The sequence below is a fragment of the Thermococcus sp. JdF3 genome (genome assembly GCF_012027495.1).
Lineage (GTDB): Archaea > Methanobacteriota_B > Thermococci > Thermococcales > Thermococcaceae > Thermococcus.
In genome coordinates this window covers 64,578-82,510 of sequence record NZ_SNUK01000007.1, presented here as the reverse complement: position 1 = coordinate 82,510, position 17,933 = coordinate 64,578, and the positions used below count along the sequence as shown (strand labels likewise).

Genomic DNA, 17,933 nt, shown 5'->3' with positions numbered 1-17,933 from the left:
GTTATTAACGGATGCCCCGTAGCTTTACCGCAGGGGTGAGAGGATGGCGGACTTCGATGTGGTGGGAATTGGGAACCTTAACTACGACATCATAATGCTCATCGAGCGTTTTCCGGAATTTCACGAGAAGGTCAACGCGGAGGAGGCTTTCTTCGGCCTCGGTGGCGCCGCCGCGAACACCATAAGCTGGCTCGCCCACTTCGGCCTTAAAACAGGTTACGTCGGGGCCGTGGGAAGGGACGAGATTGGAAACGCGCACATGGAGTACTTCAGGAGCATTGGGGTGGACACCTGCGGAATCAGGGTCGTCGATGTTCCCTCTGGCGTGGCCATAGCGATGATACGGGGAGAGGACAAGAGGATAGTGAAGTACCCCGGTGCGAACCTCCTCAAAGACCTCGATTTCAACTACCTCTCCCGGGCGCGGCACGTTCACCTCTCCTCAAACCCTCCGGAGACGATAGTGGACGTTGTCAATTTTGCCAGCTCTCGCGGCATCACGGTCTCCCTCGACATAGGCGAGGCGGAGCTTCCTCCCGAGGTTGAGAGAAAGGTGGATTACCTGATGATGAACGAGGATGAGTACCGGAGAAAGTTCGGTTCCCTTGACCTTTCTCTTTCCAGCGCCAAAAACCTCGTTGTTACCCTGAACGGGGGAGGGGCACTGGTCAGGGACGCCTCTGGAAACGTTCATGAGATCAGGGGGCTCAGCGCGGAGGTAGTTGATTCCACCGGTGCGGGGGATTCGTTTGACGCGGGCGTTATCTACGGAGTTCTCAACGGGTGGGGGCTTGATGACGCGGCCCGGCTGGGAATGCTTCTGGCGTACCTCACCGTTCAGAAGGTTGGGGCAAGGAGCGCGGTGATGCCCCTTGAGGACGTTATAGCTGCTGCCGGGGAGGTGGGTCTCAACCTGCCCTTCGGCAGAAACTGAGCGGGCTCTTTTTCCCTCCCCGTGGGCAGGGGCCCCTTTCATAACGTTTAAATACCTGTCGATGTACTCCTTTTAAGCTTCCTGTTAAGAAACCCTTAAAAATCCGTGCCCTAAAAGTCTTAGAGGGGCCAAAAGTCCTTAGAGTGGAGGTGGCGCGCTTGGAAATCATAATCGACAACTTCAAGCCCAAGATCACCCGTCCGTTCAAGAGGAAGAACGAGTACTGGGTCAAGCTCATTCTCTCGGAGGGAGAGGAGTACATAATGAAGTTCAAGACCCCCCTGGAGGCGGAGGATGCCATATACGGTATGCTTGATGACCTTCAGGTTTACGGCGGGAAGGTCAAGCTTCAGCTCCGCGAGGGAAACGTCATAGAGCACATAGAGGTTATGGAGCTCTACAAGCCCTCGGCAAAGGAGCTCCTCAACGAGTACTTCACCGAGTGACCCCTCATCTGATGTTCTTTTCTGTTCATTGGGGTTGGAAATATGACAAAAACCTATATATAGTGCAGTCCACATAGTTTAATATTGGACAGCTTTGTGGGCGTGAAGTCAGGGGATCGAATATTCTCTGGAGGTCGTTACTGTGGCAAGGCGGAAGAACAAGGAGCTCCTCGAACTTGCAATGGACATGGGCGGCGAGGAGGCCGTTGAGGTAATTAAGGCTCTTGAGAAGAAAAAGGAAGCCACGGACGAGGAACTTGCGGAGATAACGGAGATACGCGTTAATACGGTGAGAAAGGTTCTCTACATGCTCTACGACCAGGGACTGGCGGAGTTCAAGCGCATCCGCGACAAGGAGACCGGCTGGTATTACTACTACTGGCGCCTTGAGACCAAGCGCCTCCCCGAGATAATCCGCTCCAAAAAGATGGCGGAACTCAAGAGGCTCAGGGAGATGCTGGACGAGGAGACCAGCGAGATATACTACCACTGCGGCACACCGGGTCATCCAAAGCTTACCTTCGACGAGGCCATGGAGTACGAGTTCCAGTGCCCGATATGCGGCGCGATGCTCATGCAGTACGACAACACCGAGGTCGTGGAGGAGCTTAAGAGACGCATCGAGGAGCTTGAGGTAGAACTCGGCCTCAGGAAGAAGCCCAGAAAGAGGTCCAATTGAATGGTTTTCCCTTAATGAACTTCGGGGATGGTGAGGATGGAAGAAGTGGTTATTCTGGAGAAGGTTTATGGGGACAGGAGTGGATTTCTTAAGCTCGATAAGAAGCTGAAGGCCCTTCTGGGCGATCTGGAAGTTGAGTGGAAGCTTTCCGCCGTCAAGAAGAACTGGGTGAAGGTCTCCCTTACCGGGGAGGACGAGGAGATAAGCGCGAACCTGGTGCGCGATGAGTTCGGCGAGGTTCCGTACAGGCTGAGCGCGGTTAAAGAGGGAGAGACCTACCGCGGCCGCTTCATAGACCTTGGGAAGGTTGGCTACGGCGCCTACGTTGACGTTGGAATCTTCAGCCCGAGGCCGAAAGATGCCCTCCTGCCCCTCTACTATCTGAAGGAGACCTTCGGTGAGATTCCGGTCAGGGAGATGATAGGCAGGTTCGGCTGGGTTGACAACCTCCCCGTCGAGGTGACCGTTAGGGATGTAGAGTTCGGTGCCAGGGAGGTTGAGCTGGCCTTCAGCGACTCCCAGCTGAGGCGCATGAAATCCTGGCTCAACGACGGTCACGACAAGCTCTTCATAACCGGGACGGTTAGTGAGAACGTTGAGAAAGCCCTCATCCAGACCGGCCACGGCAGGGACGTCAGGCGCGTCGAGGAGCTGGGCCTCATGGAGACGCTCCTCATACTCAAGAAGGGCACCCAGGCGCCGGGCATAATCAAGGAGATAGGGCCCCACCTGAAGGGAACCCTCATCGGCGCTATCAAGTTCGGGGAGTGAGCCCGTGGATTAGGCGGACCGCGAGGGCCGCCAGCAGGACGAAGCAGTAGGGGAACATGGCCGGCACGAAGAGCGCCACAGGGATGTAGATCAGGGTCATCAGGAGCAGAAATGCCGTTTGTCCCTTCATTCTTATGCTCTTTTCTCTTCCCGCGATCGCGTAAACTGCGGTTGCAAGTGTGAGGGAGCCGTTCAGCAGGAAGTCCCTGACGTGTGCGGGCGTGTTGGGGTCCATGTTTGATGGTATGCCTGGCGGCAGTCCGAAGGCCCCGTAGAGCAGGAAGACTCCAATGCCCGTTATGAGAAGGTACGCGTAGTTTCTGAGGTGTCTCTTGGGGAAGGCTATCACAAATATCAGCGGCATCAGGACGAGGTAGGGGTTTATCGCCACCGCCAGGAGGGTGAACAGGGAAAGCACCACCGTCTGGAGGAGCGCCTTCCACTTCTCGGGCGAGAACGTCACGTTGCTTACTATCGCGAGGGCTATCATGAATCCTGCAAGGCCCAGGGCATCCCCGCTTACCTCACAGAAGCTCTCCCTGAACATCGGGGCGACGAAGGTCAGCCCGAAGACCAGAAAGCCCAGCTCGCGGGACCTCCTCGGGGCCAGGTAGAACGCGAAAGACATTATCAGGAGTATAAGGAGCCAGTGGGCGAAGATTATGTTCTCCTCGATGGGGGGCACCATTCTGAAGACTGCTCCCATGATGGCGCTCAGGGGGGAGTCCGGGGCGCCGCCGGCCGCGAATTTCAGGGCGGACGAGAGGTATGCCAGGAATTCGTCAGTGAGTCCGGGTCTTTCCGCCGTGATGTACCAGACCAGAAAGAGGGAGGCGGCCAGCGCGTAGAACCTTCCAGCGTGGCTATCGTCGCCGCTGAGGAGGACCAGGAATACGATGATTATGGTGAACACCAGGGTCAGAAACGTGGCCACCGAGCCTCTGGGGGGGTTCCACAGCCCCTCAAATGCCCTCTCAGTGAGGTGGATGCTGTCCTCCGAGCCCGTTATGAGAACGGTGCCGTTGAGAACGACGATGGCGGGGAGAAGGGAGGCGTTTGCGGGAAGGCCCGTCCGGTTCCAGACGGACGCCATGAGCCGGTTGTTGTAAACGTTGCCGACGAGAACAAGGGTGTCGTTTCCATGACGCTTAACGGTGTAGAGCTTCTCGTCCACATAGTATGCCCAGCCCATTGCCCATGTCTCGTTGCCCGGGACGACGGTGTAGGTGGAATTTGAGCCCAGAAACGAATGGAACGCCGCAGGATTGGGATAATATGCCAGCTCGCCGGCAGAAACGAATGGAACCGCCAGCAGGAGGATGAGCGCGATTAGAACGGGAACCCTCTTCATGCTCTCCCTCCCGATGAGATACCCGGAGGTGGTTAAAAAGTTAATGCAGGGAAACCATATAAAGAATGGAAGGATTCGCGGGGGTTACTCCTCCTTGGATTCATCCGGGGCTTCCTTCCCGCCCCTCATCGCTTCGAGCTTCTCGACGAGCTTGTCAACTATCTCCATGAAGGCCTTGGCGGCAACCGTGTCCTCGTAGAGGACTATGGGCATGCCGGCGTCGCTTGCTTCCCTGGCTTTGAGGTCTATGGGTATGCCGCCGAGGAAGTCAACGCCCTCCTTCTCGGCGAGCTTCTTTCCACCGCCCTTGCCGAAGATGTCTATCTCCCCGCCGCAGTGCGGGCAGATGAGGTAGCTCATGTTCTCGACGACCGCTATGTAGGGTACCTCCATCTTCTTCATCATGTTAACCGCCTTGCCCGTGTCGAGCAAAGCGACCTCCTGCGGGGTGGTGACGATAACCGCGGCGTCGAGCTTGAGGGTCTGGGTGACGGTCAGTATCTCGTCGCCGGTTCCCGGGGGGAAGTCGATTATCATGAAGTCGAGGGAACCCCATTTGACGTCGCCGAGGAGCTGTTTGATGGCCTTGGTCACGAGGCTGCCGCGCCAGATTATCGGCTGGTCCTCGGGGACGAGGAAGCCCATGCTCATGACCTTTATCGGGGTCGTCTGGCCAAGGAAGTCGTTCATCGGCGGTATCATTTCGAACCTGCCGTCCTCGAGCTTCTCGGCCAGAACCTCCGCCCTGTCAACGCCGAGCATCTTGGCGACGTTCGGCCCGTGTATGTCCGCGTCTAGTATTCCAACGAAGTGGCCCTTCTTTGCCAGGGCCGCGGCTATGTTAACCGCCACGGTGCTCTTGCCGACGCCGCCCTTGCCGCTCAGGACGGCTATCTTGTACGTCCACTTCTCCTGCTTCTCGTTTATTCTCTGGGTGAGTGGGTCAGCGCCCAGTCCTCCTATGTTGAGTGTGGGAGCTTTGATCGTCATCTCATTCACCTCTGGCTTAGGTTGAGCTGGGGAACTTAAAAGTTTTGTCCAAAAATTTGACAGTATTACCCAGGTTTGGGTACTCTAAAGGGGGACGACGGCGGGTATGCCCCGTATCTCCCCAATCTCAACGTCCACCCCGTAAACCTCTCTGAAGAGCCCCCCGTCGAGAATCTCAAGACCCCCATCTGCCACGACCCTACCCCCCTTCATGAAGATGAACCTCCTCGCGAAGCGCAGGGCCAGGTTGACGTCGTGCATCACCACTATCGCGGTTCCTCCCTCCCTGGAGAACCCCCTGGCGAGCCTCATGACTTCCAGCTGGCTTCTTATGTCCAGGTTGTTCGTTGGCTCGTCCATGATGAGTATTCTGGGCTCCTGGGCGAGGGCCCGTGCTATCCCCACCTTCTGAAGCTCACCGCCGCTCAGTCTGTTCGTGGTTTTGGCGGCCAGGTTCTCTATCCCGAGCGTCCTCAGGGCTGTCCTGACAGCCTCGATGTCCCTCTTTGATGGCCTCAGCCCCATGTGGGGCCTCCTCCCAAGCAGCACCGTGTCGAAGACGGTCATAAACCCGGGCTCTGTTCTCTGCGGGACGTAGGCGATGAGGCGCGCGAGCTCGTCCCTTGAGTACTCGCGGAGGGGCCGTCCAAAAACTTCCACTCCCCCGCAGTTCAGTATCCCCGCCAGGCACTTCACGAGGGTGCTCTTGCCGGCACCGTTGGGCCCGAGCACCGCCACGAACTCGCCCTCCCCGACGTCCAGGTTAACCCCCCTGAGCACCTCGGAACCGTTGTATGAGAACCGCAGGTTTCTGGCACTCAGGACGTGCTTTTCGGATGACGGCTTCATCTCCTTCCCTCCATCTTCACCAGCAGGTAGATGAACGTCGGCGCGCCGAGGAAGGACGTCACTATGCCCACCGGAAGTATCATCGGCGACAGGATGAGCCTCGCGATGGTGTCGGCGGTTACAAGGAGGAGCGCCCCCGCCAGCGCCGATAGGGGAATCAGGAAGCGGTAATCTCCGCCCGCCACCAGCCTCACCGCGTGGGGGGCTATCAGGCCAACGAAGCCGATGACCCCGACGAAGGCAACGCTGACTGCGGTTATCAGGGCGGCGAGGAACGTTGAGATCAGCCTCACCCGCTCAACATCAACGCCAACGCTCTTCGCCACCTCGTCGCCCATGGCGGCGGCGTTCAGGTCCCAGCGCTTGACGATGAAGTACCCGAGGACCGGGATGAAGATGGCGGCCATTATGGCATCTTCCCGCCATGTGGCCCTGCCGAGGTCCCCAAAGCTCCAGTAAACCATGGCGGCGAGCTGTAGCTCGTCGGCGAAGTACTGGGCGAGGGTGGTCAGGGCCACGAACAGGGAGCTCATGGCGACGCCCGCCAGGATTATCGCCTCCGGGCTCAGTCCCTTCAGCTTCGCGAGGAGCAGTATTACCGCCGTGGCGCTTATCGCCCCCATGAAGGCGAAGAGGACGACCACGTAGGGGTTGTCAAGGGATATCCTGCCGGAGCTCTCGGCATAGCCGGCTCCGAGAAGTATCGCGAGGGAGGCCCCGAACATCGCGCCATGGGAAACCCCCATCGTGAAGGGCGTGGCCAGTGGGTTCCTGAGGAAGCCCTGCATGACGGCGCCGGCCATGGCCAGGGTGGCCCCCACGAGGAGACCCGCGGTTATGCGGGGAAGCCTGACTTTCCAGACGACGAGGCCCGCGCTCCCGCTCCCTCCCCCGAGGAGCGCCTCCAGAACCTCGCGGGGTGTGAGTTCATACGAACCGTGGGAGAGGGAGTACAGGCTAACCAGGGCCGTGAGGAAAAAGAGGAAAAGGCCGATTTGAAGCTTTTTGGTCGTGTACCTCTCGTAGTCCATGGTGATCACGGTGACGTTGGTAGTGAGTTCTTCACAGTTCCGTTGGAGAGGTCTATGCTCCCGAAGCCTCCGAACTGGTCCGCCATGACGGTGTAAACGGGCTTTCCGAGGAGGAACCTGTATATCTCGTCCGCCTTCTCAGCCGGGTCTATGTCTTTAAAGCGCTCGGGATAGAGGACTTTTCCTATGAAGTAGGCATCCGCCAGGGCCGTGCCTATGTTGGTAGTGTAGAAGTTGTACGGCAGTATGCCGTAAACGTTGCCCTCTTTCACGGCGCTGAGGGAGTTGTAGAAGTCGGGGTTCTTTCTGTAGTCGTCGAGGACGAGTTTTAGACCACCCTCGTCTATGAAGATGTACTCCGGCTGCCATTCAAGGAGCTTTTCCACGTCGATGGATTTGTGGCCGCGTCCCAGCTCATCGGCGACGTTCTTTGCATGAACTGCCGCAAACGGCGGGTATCCTGCCTCCGTGCTCTCTATCCCGTGGGCACCCTTGTAGCCGATGCCCCCCACGTATGCGCTCATCGGCTCGACGCCTTCTGTGCGCTTCAAGAGGTCCTCCTGCGCGGATTTGAGGAAGGCTATGACCTCCTCGGCGCGCTCCTCCCTGTTGAGAATCCTCCCGGCCAGCTCGAGCGATTTGAACAGCTCCTCATTATCGAAGGTCGCCAGCTCCCCGTAGCTGAGCACGACGACGGGTATTCCCGTCTTCTCCTGTATCTCGTCTGCGGTCTTGATATCGACGTATGTGATGAATATCACGTCCGGTTCGAGCTTTATCAGGGCCTCGAAATCCGGCAGCTTTCCAGGGCCACCAGGACCTATGCTGGGAAGCTCTTTAAGCTCGGGATGGGCTATGATGTACGGCCTTCCGAAACTGTAGCGCTTTTCGAAGTCCTCCACCCCAACGACCATGTCGCTTGCGTTGAGGTAAACAACCAGTCTGAGCGCACCCGGCCCCGCTGCAACGACCCTTTCAACGTGGGCCGGAACCTCTATTGTTCTTCCCAGGGCATCGGTGACGGTTACGGTTCCAGTCGTGGTTTCTGATCCGCTTTTCTCCGCGGCGTTTCCGATGCACCCGCTCAGGGAGACGGTCAGGAGTATGAGGAAAACCGCGAGCAGCCGTTTCATAACTTTTCCCATGTCAGCACCCCCGTGGAGCGGTTTGGTTGACCTCCACTATGCCCCTACCGACGACCCCCAGGTACGCCTCGCCGGCGCAGCGGAGGCAGAAGGGTTCGCCGTTTATATAAACCGCCTTCGACTCCATGAACAGCTCGCCACACTTTGGGCAGCGGGCGCTCTCAACTATCGGCGCCTGTTCTATGGGAGGAACCTTTACGCTCTCGATTTTGAATTCTTCTTTGGGAAGGTGGAGCATGGTTCTCGCCGCCCTCTCCCACAGTTCCCACAGGCGCTTTCTCTCCTCTTCGGTTCCCCTCCGCTCTCTGACGACCTTGTTGAACAGCTCGATGGCTTCGGGGGGATAGTGCCTCCTCAGCTTTTCCCCGTCGGCGTAAACCCTGACCCCCTCCCAGGTGGAGCGCCTGACGAGCGTCAGGGCGGTTTTTCCGAGGTCGAGGTACACCAGCGAATTGTTGCCGAGGGTGCAGCCTGTGGTGACTTGGACGCCATCGGTGAAGCAGCTGTTGATCTCGACTATCGCGAGTATGGACTCATCGACGCTGCCGGAGTAGTCGAGTCTCCCAACCCCGAGTTCCTCCATCGCTATCAGCGATGCCCTTATCCCTAGGGCGAGGTAGGGACAAACGTGGCCGTGGAACTCTCTCGCGTATTCCAGTATTCCATCGACGTTTCTCTCTGCCACTACCCTGTTGAGCTCAAGCATTGTATCACCAATTTCAGATAGAGTAGCACGATTTTTAACACTTTTTTGATATGGGTGTTATAAACAAAAGGTTGGATACCCGAGTCTCTGGCCCGGGACAGCTCCTGGAAGGGCACCGGGAGATCTAAACGTTTCTTCCCTTTAGCTTTTCAACGTCCCTGCGGGTGTTCACGTTGAAGAAGCTCTCCCGCCATTCCTCTGGCAGTTCCTCGATATCCACGTAACAGGCGTCGCTTTCCCGCACGGCCCTGTTTATAGCGTAGTTTCCCTCTTCAATCTTTTCCCTAAGAAGCGGGAGGAAATCCTGAGAATATGCCGCATGGAGCGGTTCGAGGTAGCCGTTTGCCCATCTCGGCACGCAGGCTGGCTTTTTTGCCTCCAGGAACCTATCGATGATGAAATCAATGAACTCGGGGACAATGAGCGGCATGTCCCCGGCCACCACGAAGGCATCACCGAGGCTCAGCGCGGTGTAGATGCCGCCTATTGGGCCGATCATGAGTGTATCGACGAGGACGTCGTAGCCGAGCGCTTCAATCATGTCCGCATTCTCCCTGGATGAGATTACCACTATCCCGTCGACCCCTTGCCAGTTCAACCCTCTCGATGGTGTGGAGAATGAGGGGCTTCCCGTCGATTCTGACGAGGAGCTTGTCGCCCCCGAAGCGTCTGCTCCTGCCTCCCGCTAGGACCGCCCCGATCACGCTTCACACCTCAGAACGGGTCGCTTCAAGGGTATCTCACCTAAAAGAACCGCCGGCTGACGTCACTTCTCTTTTATCAACTGCATCAAAATGAGAAACAAAAGGGGAGGAACTCACTCCTCCGGCTTCGGGAGGGTGACCTCGACGCCGATGGTCTTCCACATAGCCTTGATCTGCTCGCGCATGACGTCGATGGCCTCGGGCTGCTTGAAGAGGTGCTTGAACCTGCCCTGGAGCTTGAGGTACTCCTCGATGGGCTTCTTGAACTCGATGGCGACTACGCGACCGCCCTCGCGCTTGACCTTGGCGCCTCCTCCCGGAGCCTGTATCTTGATGTTCCAGAGGTCGCCGTTCTCGATCTCAAAGAGCGGCCAGACACCGGTCTCGATGGCGAGCCTGGCGATCTCAACGCCCTTCTCGAGCGGGCTCTTCCATCCGGTCGGGCAGGTACACTGGACCTGGACGAAGGCCGGGCCGTCCACCTTGGCGGCCTTCTTCATCTTCTTGACGAAGTCGAACGGGTTGCCTATGCTGGCGGTTGCGACGTACGGAACCTGGTGGGCGGCGGCGATGAGGGCGACCCACTTCTTGGGCTTGTCCTCACCGATGGAGTACTTGCCCGGCGGGCTGGTGGTGGTCCAGGCACCGTAGGGGGTTGAGGAGCTCCTCTGGATTCCGGTGTTCATGTAGGCCTCGTTGTCGTACATGAGGTAAACGACGTTGTGCCAGCGCTCGAGCATACCGCTGAGGGCCTGCATACCGATGTCGGCGGTACCGCCGTCACCGCCTATGGCGAGTATCTTGCCCTTCCTTCCGAGCTTCTTCCAGGCGGCCTCGACACCGCTGGCGGCCGCGGCCGCGTTCTCAAATGCGACGTGGATCCACGGGGCCTTCCAGGCGGTGTACGGGAAGACGGCTGAAACGACCTCCATACATCCGGTGGCCTGGGCTATGGCGAAGGCGTTCGGATCGCCGTACTTTTCCTCCATGGCCTCGCTGAAGGCCTTGGTGGCGAGCCTCAGAGCGGTGGCACAGCCACAGCCGGCACAGGCGGCGTGACCGGGTGCCCAGTACTCGCGAGTGGTAATCGGGGGTTTTCTAACGGCCATCTTCATCACCTCACAGAATCTCCTTCCTCAGGCCGATCCAGTTGACCTCATCAACGGCCTCTCCGTTGAGGGCCTTCTGGGCAATCGCGAGTGCCTCGTCAAGGTCCTTGAAGGTGACGTCCCTTCCTCCGAGGCCGAGGATGAAGTCAACGATCTTCGGCTTCTCGCTCTCGTTGATGAGCGCCCTGCTGAAGTCCTGGAAGAGGGCTCCGCCCACACTGAAGGTGACGTTCTTCTCGAGGAGCGCGAGAACCTTCGCCTTCTTGGCGAGCGCGCGAACCTCCTCAACCGGGAACGGTCTGTAAACGGTCATCTTGGCGGCACCGACCTTGATGCCCTGCTCGCGGAGGTGGTCAACGTACTCCTTGACGGTTCCGGCGAGTGAACCCATGGTGACGAAGATTATCTCGGCGTCCTCGGTCCTGTACTCTTCGATCTTCTGGTACTTCCTGCCGAACTTCTTCTCGAACTCCGCGAATGCCTCGTCTATGACCTTCTTGGCGTTCTCGTTGGCCTCCCAAACGGTGTACCTGGCCTCCATGTAGTGGGCCGGGAAGGCGAGGGTACCCTGGGTGACCGGCCTGGCCGGGTCGAGGTAGGCGTACTTCGGCTCGTACTCGCCGAGGAACTCGTCAACGAGCTCCTGGTCGGGTATCTCGACCGGCTCGACGGTGTGGGTCAGGATGAAGGCGTCGAAGCCGACCATCGCCGGGAGAAGGACCTTCTCGTTCTCGGCGACCTTGTAGGCGATGAGTATGAGGTCAAGGGCCTCCTGGTTGTTCTCGGCGTAGAACTGGAGCCAGCCGGTGTCGCGCTCGCTGATGGTGTCCTGCCAGTCGTTCCAGATGTTGATCGGAGCGCTCAGCGCGCGGTTTCCAACGGCGATGACTATCGGAAGCCTCATGCCGGCGGCGATGAAGAGTATCTCGTGCATGAGGGCGAGACCCTGGGAAGCGGTCGCGGTGAAGGTTCTAACACCTGCCGCCGAGGCACCGACACAGGCTGAAATCGCCGAGTGCTCGCTCTCGACCTTGATGAACTCGGCGTCGAGCTCTCCATCGGCAACGAACTCACTGATCTTCTCCGGAACGAGCGTTGACGGGGTAATCGGGAACGCCGCTATGACCTTCGGCTTGGCGAGCTTGGCCGCCCAGGCGGCAGCCTCGTTGGCCTTCATAACCTTCCTAATCGGCATCTTTCACCACCTCACTTGGTCTCCCTAACCATTATGATAGCGTCGGTCGGGCACTCGTTCGCGCAAACTCCACAGCCCTTACAGTAGTCGTAGTCGAAGACGGGATAGTTCTCCTCGTCGAGGTAGATGGCCGGCTCCGGGCAGTAGACGTAGCAGAGGTAGCAGCGGACGCACTTGTCCCGGTTGAACTCGGGCATAAAGACGCGCCAGGAACCGGTCTTGTTTATGACGCTGCTCCCCGGGATGGTGGCTATCGCTCCGGGGGTCATCTTTTCGCTATACTCCTTCTGAACCCTCTCAATGTCGGCCTTAAACGGACTCTCGGCCATGCTTATCACCTCGGGTGACTTATCAGATGGAAACTTAAACCTTGGGGTAAAGATGGAAAGCTCAGCCGAAGACCTCGGCGAGCTTCTTGAGCCTCTCCCACTCGTGGTTGACCCACTGCTGGAGGATCTCGATGTCCTCCGTGGTCATGTACTTGAACCTGCCCTGGAACTTGAGGAACTCCTCTATCGGCTTCGGCTCCTTCTTCGGTGAGGGCATGTTGATCTTGTACCTGCCGTTCTCGTACTCGAAGAGCGGGAAGTATGCGGTCTGGACCGCGAGCCTTGCGAGCTCAATGCTCTTGTCGGTCGGTGAGCGCCAGCCGGTCGGGCACGGGGCGAAGAGCTGGATGAAGCTCGGTCCCGGAGTGTCCCTGGCCTTCTTGAGCTTTCTCACGAAGTCCTCCGGATAGGCGACGCTTGCGGTGGCGGCGTAGGGTATCTCGTGGGCTATGACTATGTCGATGACCTTCTTCTTGTGCCTCTTCTCGAGGAAGTGCTTCTTTCCGCCGGGGGTGTTGGTGGTCCAGGCACCGTACGGGGTCGAACCGGACCTCTGGATTCCGGTGTTCATGTAGGCCTCGTTGTCGTACATGATGTAGAGCGCGTCGTGGCCCCTCTCGAGGAATCCGCTGAGGGCCTGCAGGCCTATGTCCGCGGTACCACCGTCGCCGGCCCAGCCGACGACCATGACACCGTCCTCGCCCTTGACCTTGTAGCCCTTGACCTTGAGGGCTGCCTCGATGCCGCTCATGACGGCACCGGTGGTCTCAAAGGCCGTGTGGAAGAGCGGGGCGTCGAGGGTTGAGTACGGCCACGCACCGGCTATGATGGTCGAACAGCACGCGGGGATCGTGAAGATGGTCTTCTTGCCGTAGGTCTTGAGCACGTAGCGAAGTCCAAGGGCAGCGCCACATCCCTGGCAGGCGGTGTGGCCTGCGTAAAAGTGCTCATCAGCTGGAATGCTCAACCTCTTCTTAACGTTCTCGGGAATCTCCATCTTTCTCACCTCTTAAGGTGGTACCAGTCCACCTCTACATCAAGCTCTCCCTTATCGATGATTGCCTTCATGTTCTCGGCTATCCTCCTGACGTCGGCGACCGTGAAGTCCCTGCCTCCGAGGCCGACGATGTAGTTCTTCATGATCGGGTGGGCGTCGGTGTTGTAGAGGACTCCCTTGGCCTCGTTGAAGAGTATGCCCTCCTGGCCGAAGGAGAAGTTCCTGTCGAGGACGGCTATACCATCAACGCTCTTTGCCAGCTCGTAGAGCTCCTCCTTCGGGAACGGCCTGAACCAGCGGACCTTGGCGGCACCTACCCTGTAGCCCTCCTCGCGGAGAACATCGACCGCCTGCTTGACGGTTCCCATGAGTGAACCCATACCCATGAAGACGAAGTCTGCGTCGTCAGTCCTGTAGAGCTCTATCATCTGGCTGTAGTCCCTTCCAAAACGCTCGCCAAACTCCCTGCCGACCTCGTGGATGACCTTCTTGGCTTCCTCCATGGCCTTCTGTATCTTGTAACGGAACTCGTAGTAGTCGGCCGGGGTTCCGAGGGCGCCCACGGATATCGGGTTGTCAAAGTCCGTGATGGTGTAGAGCGGCTTCCTCGGCGGAAGGAACTCGTCAACGAGCTCCTGCGGTATCATCTCGACGACGTCGTAGGTGTGGCTCAGTATGAAGGCGCTCTCGATCACCATCGCGGGGAGGTTAACGGTCTCGGCTATCTTAAAGGCCATGAGGACGCCGTCGTAGACCTCCTGGTTGTTCTCGGCGTAGAACTGCATCCAGCCGGTGTCGCGCTGAGCAAGGCTGTCGGTCTGGTCGTCCCAGACGCTCCACGGGGGTGCCATGGCGCGGTTGACGTCGACCATGACCACAGGAAGCCTAGCACCGCTCGCCCAGTGGAGCATCTCGTGCATGAGGGCGAGACCCTGGGCCGAGGTGGCGGTGAAGGTCCTGGCTCCAGCCGCGCTCGCTCCAATGCACGCTGCCATGGCCGAGTGCTCGCTCTCCACGGCCACGTACTCGAGGTTCTCAACCTCTCCGTTGGCTATGAACTCGGCTATCTTCTCGATGATGCTCGTCTGAGGAGTGATCGGGTAAGCCGCCACGACCTCGACGCGGGCGTGCTTGGCGGCGTAGGCGGCCGCGTAGTTGCCGCTCACAACCTTCCTAATGGGTTTGTACTCCATAACCAACACCTCACTTCTCCTCTTTCTCCATGGTTATTGCCTTGGTCGGGCACTCGTTCGCACAGATGCCGCAGCCCTTACAGTAGTCGTAATCAACTCCCACGTAGCCGTCCTCGCGGATGAATATGGCCGGCTCCGGGCAGAACTTCCAGCATATGTAGCACTTAACGCACTTCTCGTCGTCAATGACCGGGATGAAGGTCCTCCAGTCTCCCGTGAAGTTGCTGAGGGTTGTTCCCAGGCTCACAGGGGCCTCGGGATACTCGTCCACGCTCTTGAGGACGATTTTGGTGGCCCCTTCTTTCTTTTCACCGAACAGCGTGTTCAACCTCATCACCACCTTGCTTGAATTAAGGGGTAAGGAAAGAAGATCAGAGCTCGTAGATGACGGTCTTGTTGAAGGCTTCCTCTGCGGCCTTGGCGTTCTTCTCTCCGAGGGCGCCGGAGAAGACGTCCTGGATGGCCTTCTGGACGTGCTCGAGGCTGACGACACCCGTGGCCTTGGAGACCGCACCGAGGATCGAGGTGTTGGTGATCGGCAGTCCGAGGACGTCAAGGGCTATGGTGGTGGCGTCAACGAGGGCGAGCTTGGCCGGCTTCTTCTTGAGCTTCTCAAGGACCTCCTCCTTGCTCTTCTCGGTGTTGACGATGACTATTCCGCCGTCCTTGAGACCGGCGGTAACGTCGACGGTGTCGAGAAGGCTCGGGTCGAGGACGACCACTATGTCCGGCTCGTAGATCTGGGTCTTGATCCTTATCGGCTTCTCGTCGATCCTGGTGAAAGCCGTAACCGGCGCTCCACGCCTCTCAACACCGAAGAACGGGAACGCCTGGACGTACTTGCCCTCAAGGAAAGCAGCTGAGGCTAGTATGTTGGCGGCGGTAACGGCACCCTGTCCACCTCTACCGTGAAAACGAATCTCGATCATCTTCTCTGCCTCCTTAAATTTGTCAAAGTTTATTCATCCAATGCATTTATTTAAGTTTCGGTATTGGCTTAAGCTCCCTTCGGCAGCTGTCTTTGGGTAGGCGTGAACGTTGTCAGTCGTCAATGGTAAAAAGCGGTCATCGTTTCCCGAAAAAAGTTCGCCCGCTAAATTTTTAAGTCCGCAAACCCCACGCAGGTATATAGTCTATATAGTGGTGGTTAAAATGGATGGCCTGGCGGTGGCGGCTGTTGCGGTGGCTTTCTACATTGCCTGGAACATAGGCGCTAACGATTCCGCCAACTCCATGGGCACCGCGGTCGGGGCTGGAATACTGAGCTTCCGCCAGGCCACTCTCACGATAGCAATATTCGTCCTCATGGGGGCCTACCTCAGGGGATACAAGGTTATGAAGACCGTCGGGAAGGGCATAGTGCCGGAGGGCTACCTCACGATGGAGATGGCCGTCATAGCCCTCCTCGCGGCGGGAGTCTGGGTCACGATAGCGACGGTCAAGGGGCTCCCGGTCTCCACGACCCAGGCCATAGTGGGGGGCGTCATCGGAGTCGGCCTGGCCACCCACGCCCCTGTGAACTGGTACACCCTCACCAAAATCGCCGCCGCATGGGTCGTCTCCCCCGTGCTCTCGGGTCTGCTTGCGATAGTTCTGTACAGGTTCTATTCTCTGGTGGTGTCGAGGATCAGGAGCGTCTCGACCCTTGAATCCCTCTACAAGGCCCTGGCGATACTCGGCGGCTCCTACATGGCCTTCAACTTCGGAACCAACGAGGTGGCCAACGCCTCCGGACCCCTCGTCGGCGCGGGCTTCATGGAGCCGAAGGTGGCCGGGATATTCGGGGCGATAGCGCTCTCCCTCGGTGCCCTCACCTTCAGCTACGCGGTGATGCACACCGTTGGGAAGAAGATAACGGCCCTTGGCCCAATCTCAGCCTTCGCCGCCCAGTTTGGCTCCGCCATCGCCGTCAGCCTCGCCAACTTCTTCGGCCTTCCGGTAAGCTCGAGCCAGTCCATAGTCGGAGGCGTGGTGGGAGTGGGCCTCCTCGCCGGCAGGGGCGTTGAGAAATCGGTTATCAGGGATATAGTCTTCGGGTGGGTCGCGACCCCCCTCACGGCAGTGATACTCTCACTGGCCATCTTTAAGGCCTTCGCCCTTGTGGGGCTGGTTTAATCTCCGTATCCCCACGCCGAGCCTCGTCAGCTCCTTTATCATCCCCGTCTGTATGTAGGCCTCTATTCTGGTCTCCTCGCCGTATTCCACGTTTAGAACCTCGCCGATGGCGTTTATCAGGGCCATGACCTGCGGCACCTTCTCTGGCTCCGTCACGGTTATCTCAAAGGCCCCGTACTTTGGCAGGGTCAGCACGGCATCCTCGAGCGCATCGTAAAGCTCCTCAAGCTCCCCCAGCTTCGCGGAGATCGATACCACGCGGCGGAGGTTTATGCCCCTCTCCTCCGCTATCTCCCTCACCCTCTCGGCCTTGTCGCGGACGTCTTCCCTGTTGGTCAGGTCCATCTTGTTGAGTGCAACCACCATCGGTCTGTCCAGGGTTTTCAGCTCCCTCAGGACGCCCAGGGACGCCATGAATTTTCTTCTTATCTCCCCCCAGGGCTCGCTCGCATCCAGGACGAGCAGGATTATGTCCGCCTTTACTATCTCCTCGAGCGTCGAGTGGAAGGCCTCGACTATGAACGGTGGCAGGCCGTCGATGAAGCCCACAGTATCGGTGACGAGAACCCTCTTCCCGCCGAGCTTGAAGCGCCTCGTCGTCGTGTCCAGGGTGGTGAACATCTGGTTCCTCGCCTCTATATCCTCCCCGGCGAGGGCGTTGAGAAGGGTCGATTTCCCCGCGTTGGTGTAGCCGGCAAGGGCCACCAGTATGAAGCCAACCTCCTCGCGGCGCTTCCGTTTCACCTCTCTATCGGCTTTGACCCTCTCCAGCTCCCTTCTTATCCGGCCCATTCGGTAGCGGATGTGCTTGAGGTACTGCTGGGTCTGGTACTCGCCCATTCCCTTGAAACCCGCCCTGTCGCCAAGCTTTATCCTTCTGATGGCCTCCTTCACGAGCGGAACCTCGTACTGGAGGCTCGCCAGCTCCACCTGGAGCTTGGCCTCCTTTGAGTGGGCGCGTTTCTCGAAGATTTCGAGAACGAGCTGCCACCTGTCCATGATTTCAACCCTGAGCTCCTTCCAGAGGTTGTACGCCTGGCTCGGGCTGAGCTTGTTGGCGAACACGACCCTGTCCGGTTCCAGCTCCCGAACCAGCTCCCTGAGCTCCTCCAGCTTCCCCTTTCCGATGTTGTACTTCGGATGCTCCTCCCTGTTCTGCTCGAGTATCGCCACTACCTCATAGCCAGCGCTTCTCAGCAGCTCCTCGAACTCCTCGCGGCTGACCCTGTCCCGCCTGGATTTTCTTATTACGCCTATAGCCTTCATTCTGTTCCCACTTTTCTTTGGGGGTTAATAGTTTTGCGCCTCCCTGCTGTGTTTGATGTTTGATTGTGGCACCATTTACCGCACGACAGGTTCGATTTGAGTAGCGGGCGTTGAGGGAACCCT

Annotated in this window: 19 protein-coding genes and 1 pseudogene; 5 read left to right on the top strand and 15 right to left on the bottom strand. The window is 58.4% G+C overall.

Features of this window, described 5'->3' with window-relative positions; translation table 11 throughout:
* Window positions 1–43 precede the first annotated feature (43 nt).
* From E3E42_RS11215 to E3E42_RS11200, 4 genes are all read left to right on the top strand, one after another.
* Complete coding sequence (locus tag E3E42_RS11215) at window positions 44–934, top strand: ADP-dependent ribose-1-phosphate kinase (protein WP_167904733.1); 891 nt, start codon at window positions 44–46, stop codon at window positions 932–934.
* 158 nt (window positions 935–1,092) lie between these two features.
* A complete protein-coding gene (locus E3E42_RS11210) occupies window positions 1,093–1,380 on the top strand; it encodes a hypothetical protein (RefSeq protein WP_167904732.1) in 288 nt (95 codons plus the stop codon).
* 142 nt (window positions 1,381–1,522) lie between these two features.
* Window positions 1,523–2,059: a transcription factor E gene (gene tfe, locus E3E42_RS11205; protein ID WP_167904730.1), complete on the top strand. Its 537-nt coding sequence runs from the start codon at window positions 1,523–1,525 to the stop codon at window positions 2,057–2,059.
* A 36-nt stretch (window positions 2,060–2,095) separates the two neighbouring features.
* Window positions 2,096–2,830 (top strand): DUF2110 family protein, encoded by a 735-nt coding sequence (locus E3E42_RS11200; RefSeq protein ID WP_167904728.1) that lies wholly within the window; start codon window positions 2,096–2,098, stop codon window positions 2,828–2,830.
* On the opposite strand, the gene E3E42_RS11195 is transcribed toward E3E42_RS11200, so the two are convergent.
* From E3E42_RS11195 to E3E42_RS11130, 14 genes and pseudogenes are all read right to left on the bottom strand, one after another.
* Window positions 2,814–4,181, bottom strand: coding sequence for a hypothetical protein (locus E3E42_RS11195; RefSeq protein WP_167904726.1), 1,368 nt, complete (start codon window positions 4,179–4,181; stop codon window positions 2,814–2,816). The two genes, E3E42_RS11200 and E3E42_RS11195, sit on opposite strands and share 17 nt — an antisense overlap.
* 84 nt (window positions 4,182–4,265) lie before the next feature.
* Window positions 4,266–5,171 carry an Mrp/NBP35 family ATP-binding protein gene (locus E3E42_RS11190; protein ID WP_167904724.1) on the bottom strand — a complete coding sequence of 302 codons (906 nt, stop codon included), beginning with the start codon at window positions 5,169–5,171 and terminating at the stop codon, window positions 4,266–4,268.
* Window positions 5,172–5,255: 84 nt separating this feature from the next.
* A complete protein-coding gene (locus E3E42_RS11185) occupies window positions 5,256–6,020 on the bottom strand; it encodes an ABC transporter ATP-binding protein (RefSeq protein ID WP_167904722.1) in 765 nt (254 codons plus the stop codon).
* Complete coding sequence (locus tag E3E42_RS11180) at window positions 6,017–7,051, bottom strand: iron ABC transporter permease (RefSeq protein ID WP_167904720.1); 1,035 nt, start codon at window positions 7,049–7,051, stop codon at window positions 6,017–6,019. Before E3E42_RS11180 ends, E3E42_RS11185 begins: the two co-directional genes overlap by 4 nt.
* Window positions 7,052–7,056: 5 nt before the next feature.
* A complete protein-coding gene (locus E3E42_RS11175; protein ID WP_167904813.1) occupies window positions 7,057–8,184 on the bottom strand; it encodes an iron ABC transporter substrate-binding protein in 1,128 nt (375 codons plus the stop codon).
* A gap of 13 nt (window positions 8,185–8,197) precedes the next feature.
* On the bottom strand, window positions 8,198–8,902 hold the full coding sequence (locus E3E42_RS11170; RefSeq protein WP_167904718.1) for an FmdE family protein: 705 nt from the start codon (window positions 8,900–8,902) through the stop codon (window positions 8,198–8,200).
* A gap of 124 nt (window positions 8,903–9,026) precedes the next feature.
* Window positions 9,027–9,606, bottom strand: a pseudogene (gene mobA, locus E3E42_RS11165) (molybdenum cofactor guanylyltransferase MobA).
* A gap of 113 nt (window positions 9,607–9,719) precedes the next feature.
* The gene (gene porB, locus E3E42_RS11160) at window positions 9,720–10,715 is read right to left on the bottom strand and encodes a pyruvate synthase subunit PorB (protein ID WP_167904811.1); all 996 of its coding nucleotides are present in this window, start codon (window positions 10,713–10,715) and stop codon (window positions 9,720–9,722) included.
* Between the two features lie 10 nt (window positions 10,716–10,725).
* On the bottom strand, window positions 10,726–11,910 hold the full coding sequence (gene porA / locus E3E42_RS11155) for a pyruvate synthase subunit PorA (RefSeq protein WP_167904716.1): 1,185 nt from the start codon (window positions 11,908–11,910) through the stop codon (window positions 10,726–10,728).
* Window positions 11,911–11,921: 11 nt separating this feature from the next.
* Window positions 11,922–12,239: a pyruvate synthase subunit PorD gene (porD, locus tag E3E42_RS11150; RefSeq protein WP_058939969.1), complete on the bottom strand. Its 318-nt coding sequence runs from the start codon at window positions 12,237–12,239 to the stop codon at window positions 11,922–11,924.
* 61 nt (window positions 12,240–12,300) lie between these two features.
* Window positions 12,301–13,236: a 3-methyl-2-oxobutanoate dehydrogenase subunit beta gene (locus E3E42_RS11145; protein ID WP_167904714.1), complete on the bottom strand. Its 936-nt coding sequence runs from the start codon at window positions 13,234–13,236 to the stop codon at window positions 12,301–12,303.
* 5 nt (window positions 13,237–13,241) lie between these two features.
* Window positions 13,242–14,429 carry a pyruvate ferredoxin oxidoreductase gene (gene porA, locus E3E42_RS11140; protein ID WP_167904713.1) on the bottom strand — a complete coding sequence of 396 codons (1,188 nt, stop codon included), beginning with the start codon at window positions 14,427–14,429 and terminating at the stop codon, window positions 13,242–13,244.
* A 10-nt stretch (window positions 14,430–14,439) separates the two neighbouring features.
* Window positions 14,440–14,757 (bottom strand): 3-methyl-2-oxobutanoate dehydrogenase subunit delta, encoded by a 318-nt coding sequence (locus E3E42_RS11135; RefSeq protein WP_058939905.1) that lies wholly within the window; start codon window positions 14,755–14,757, stop codon window positions 14,440–14,442.
* A 43-nt stretch (window positions 14,758–14,800) separates the two neighbouring features.
* Window positions 14,801–15,358 carry a pyruvate/ketoisovalerate ferredoxin oxidoreductase subunit gamma gene (locus E3E42_RS11130; RefSeq protein WP_058939904.1) on the bottom strand — a complete coding sequence of 186 codons (558 nt, stop codon included), beginning with the start codon at window positions 15,356–15,358 and terminating at the stop codon, window positions 14,801–14,803.
* Window positions 15,359–15,581: 223 nt separating this feature from the next.
* Here E3E42_RS11130 and E3E42_RS11125 point away from each other — a divergent pair, with 223 nt between their 5' ends.
* A complete protein-coding gene (locus E3E42_RS11125; protein ID WP_167904712.1) occupies window positions 15,582–16,544 on the top strand; it encodes an inorganic phosphate transporter in 963 nt (320 codons plus the stop codon).
* Here E3E42_RS11125 and hflX read toward each other — a convergent pair.
* Complete coding sequence (hflX, locus tag E3E42_RS11120; RefSeq protein WP_167904711.1) at window positions 16,500–17,810, bottom strand: GTPase HflX; 1,311 nt, start codon at window positions 17,808–17,810, stop codon at window positions 16,500–16,502. The genes E3E42_RS11125 and hflX overlap by 45 nt on opposite strands.
* Between the last annotated feature and the right edge of the window lie 123 nt (window positions 17,811–17,933).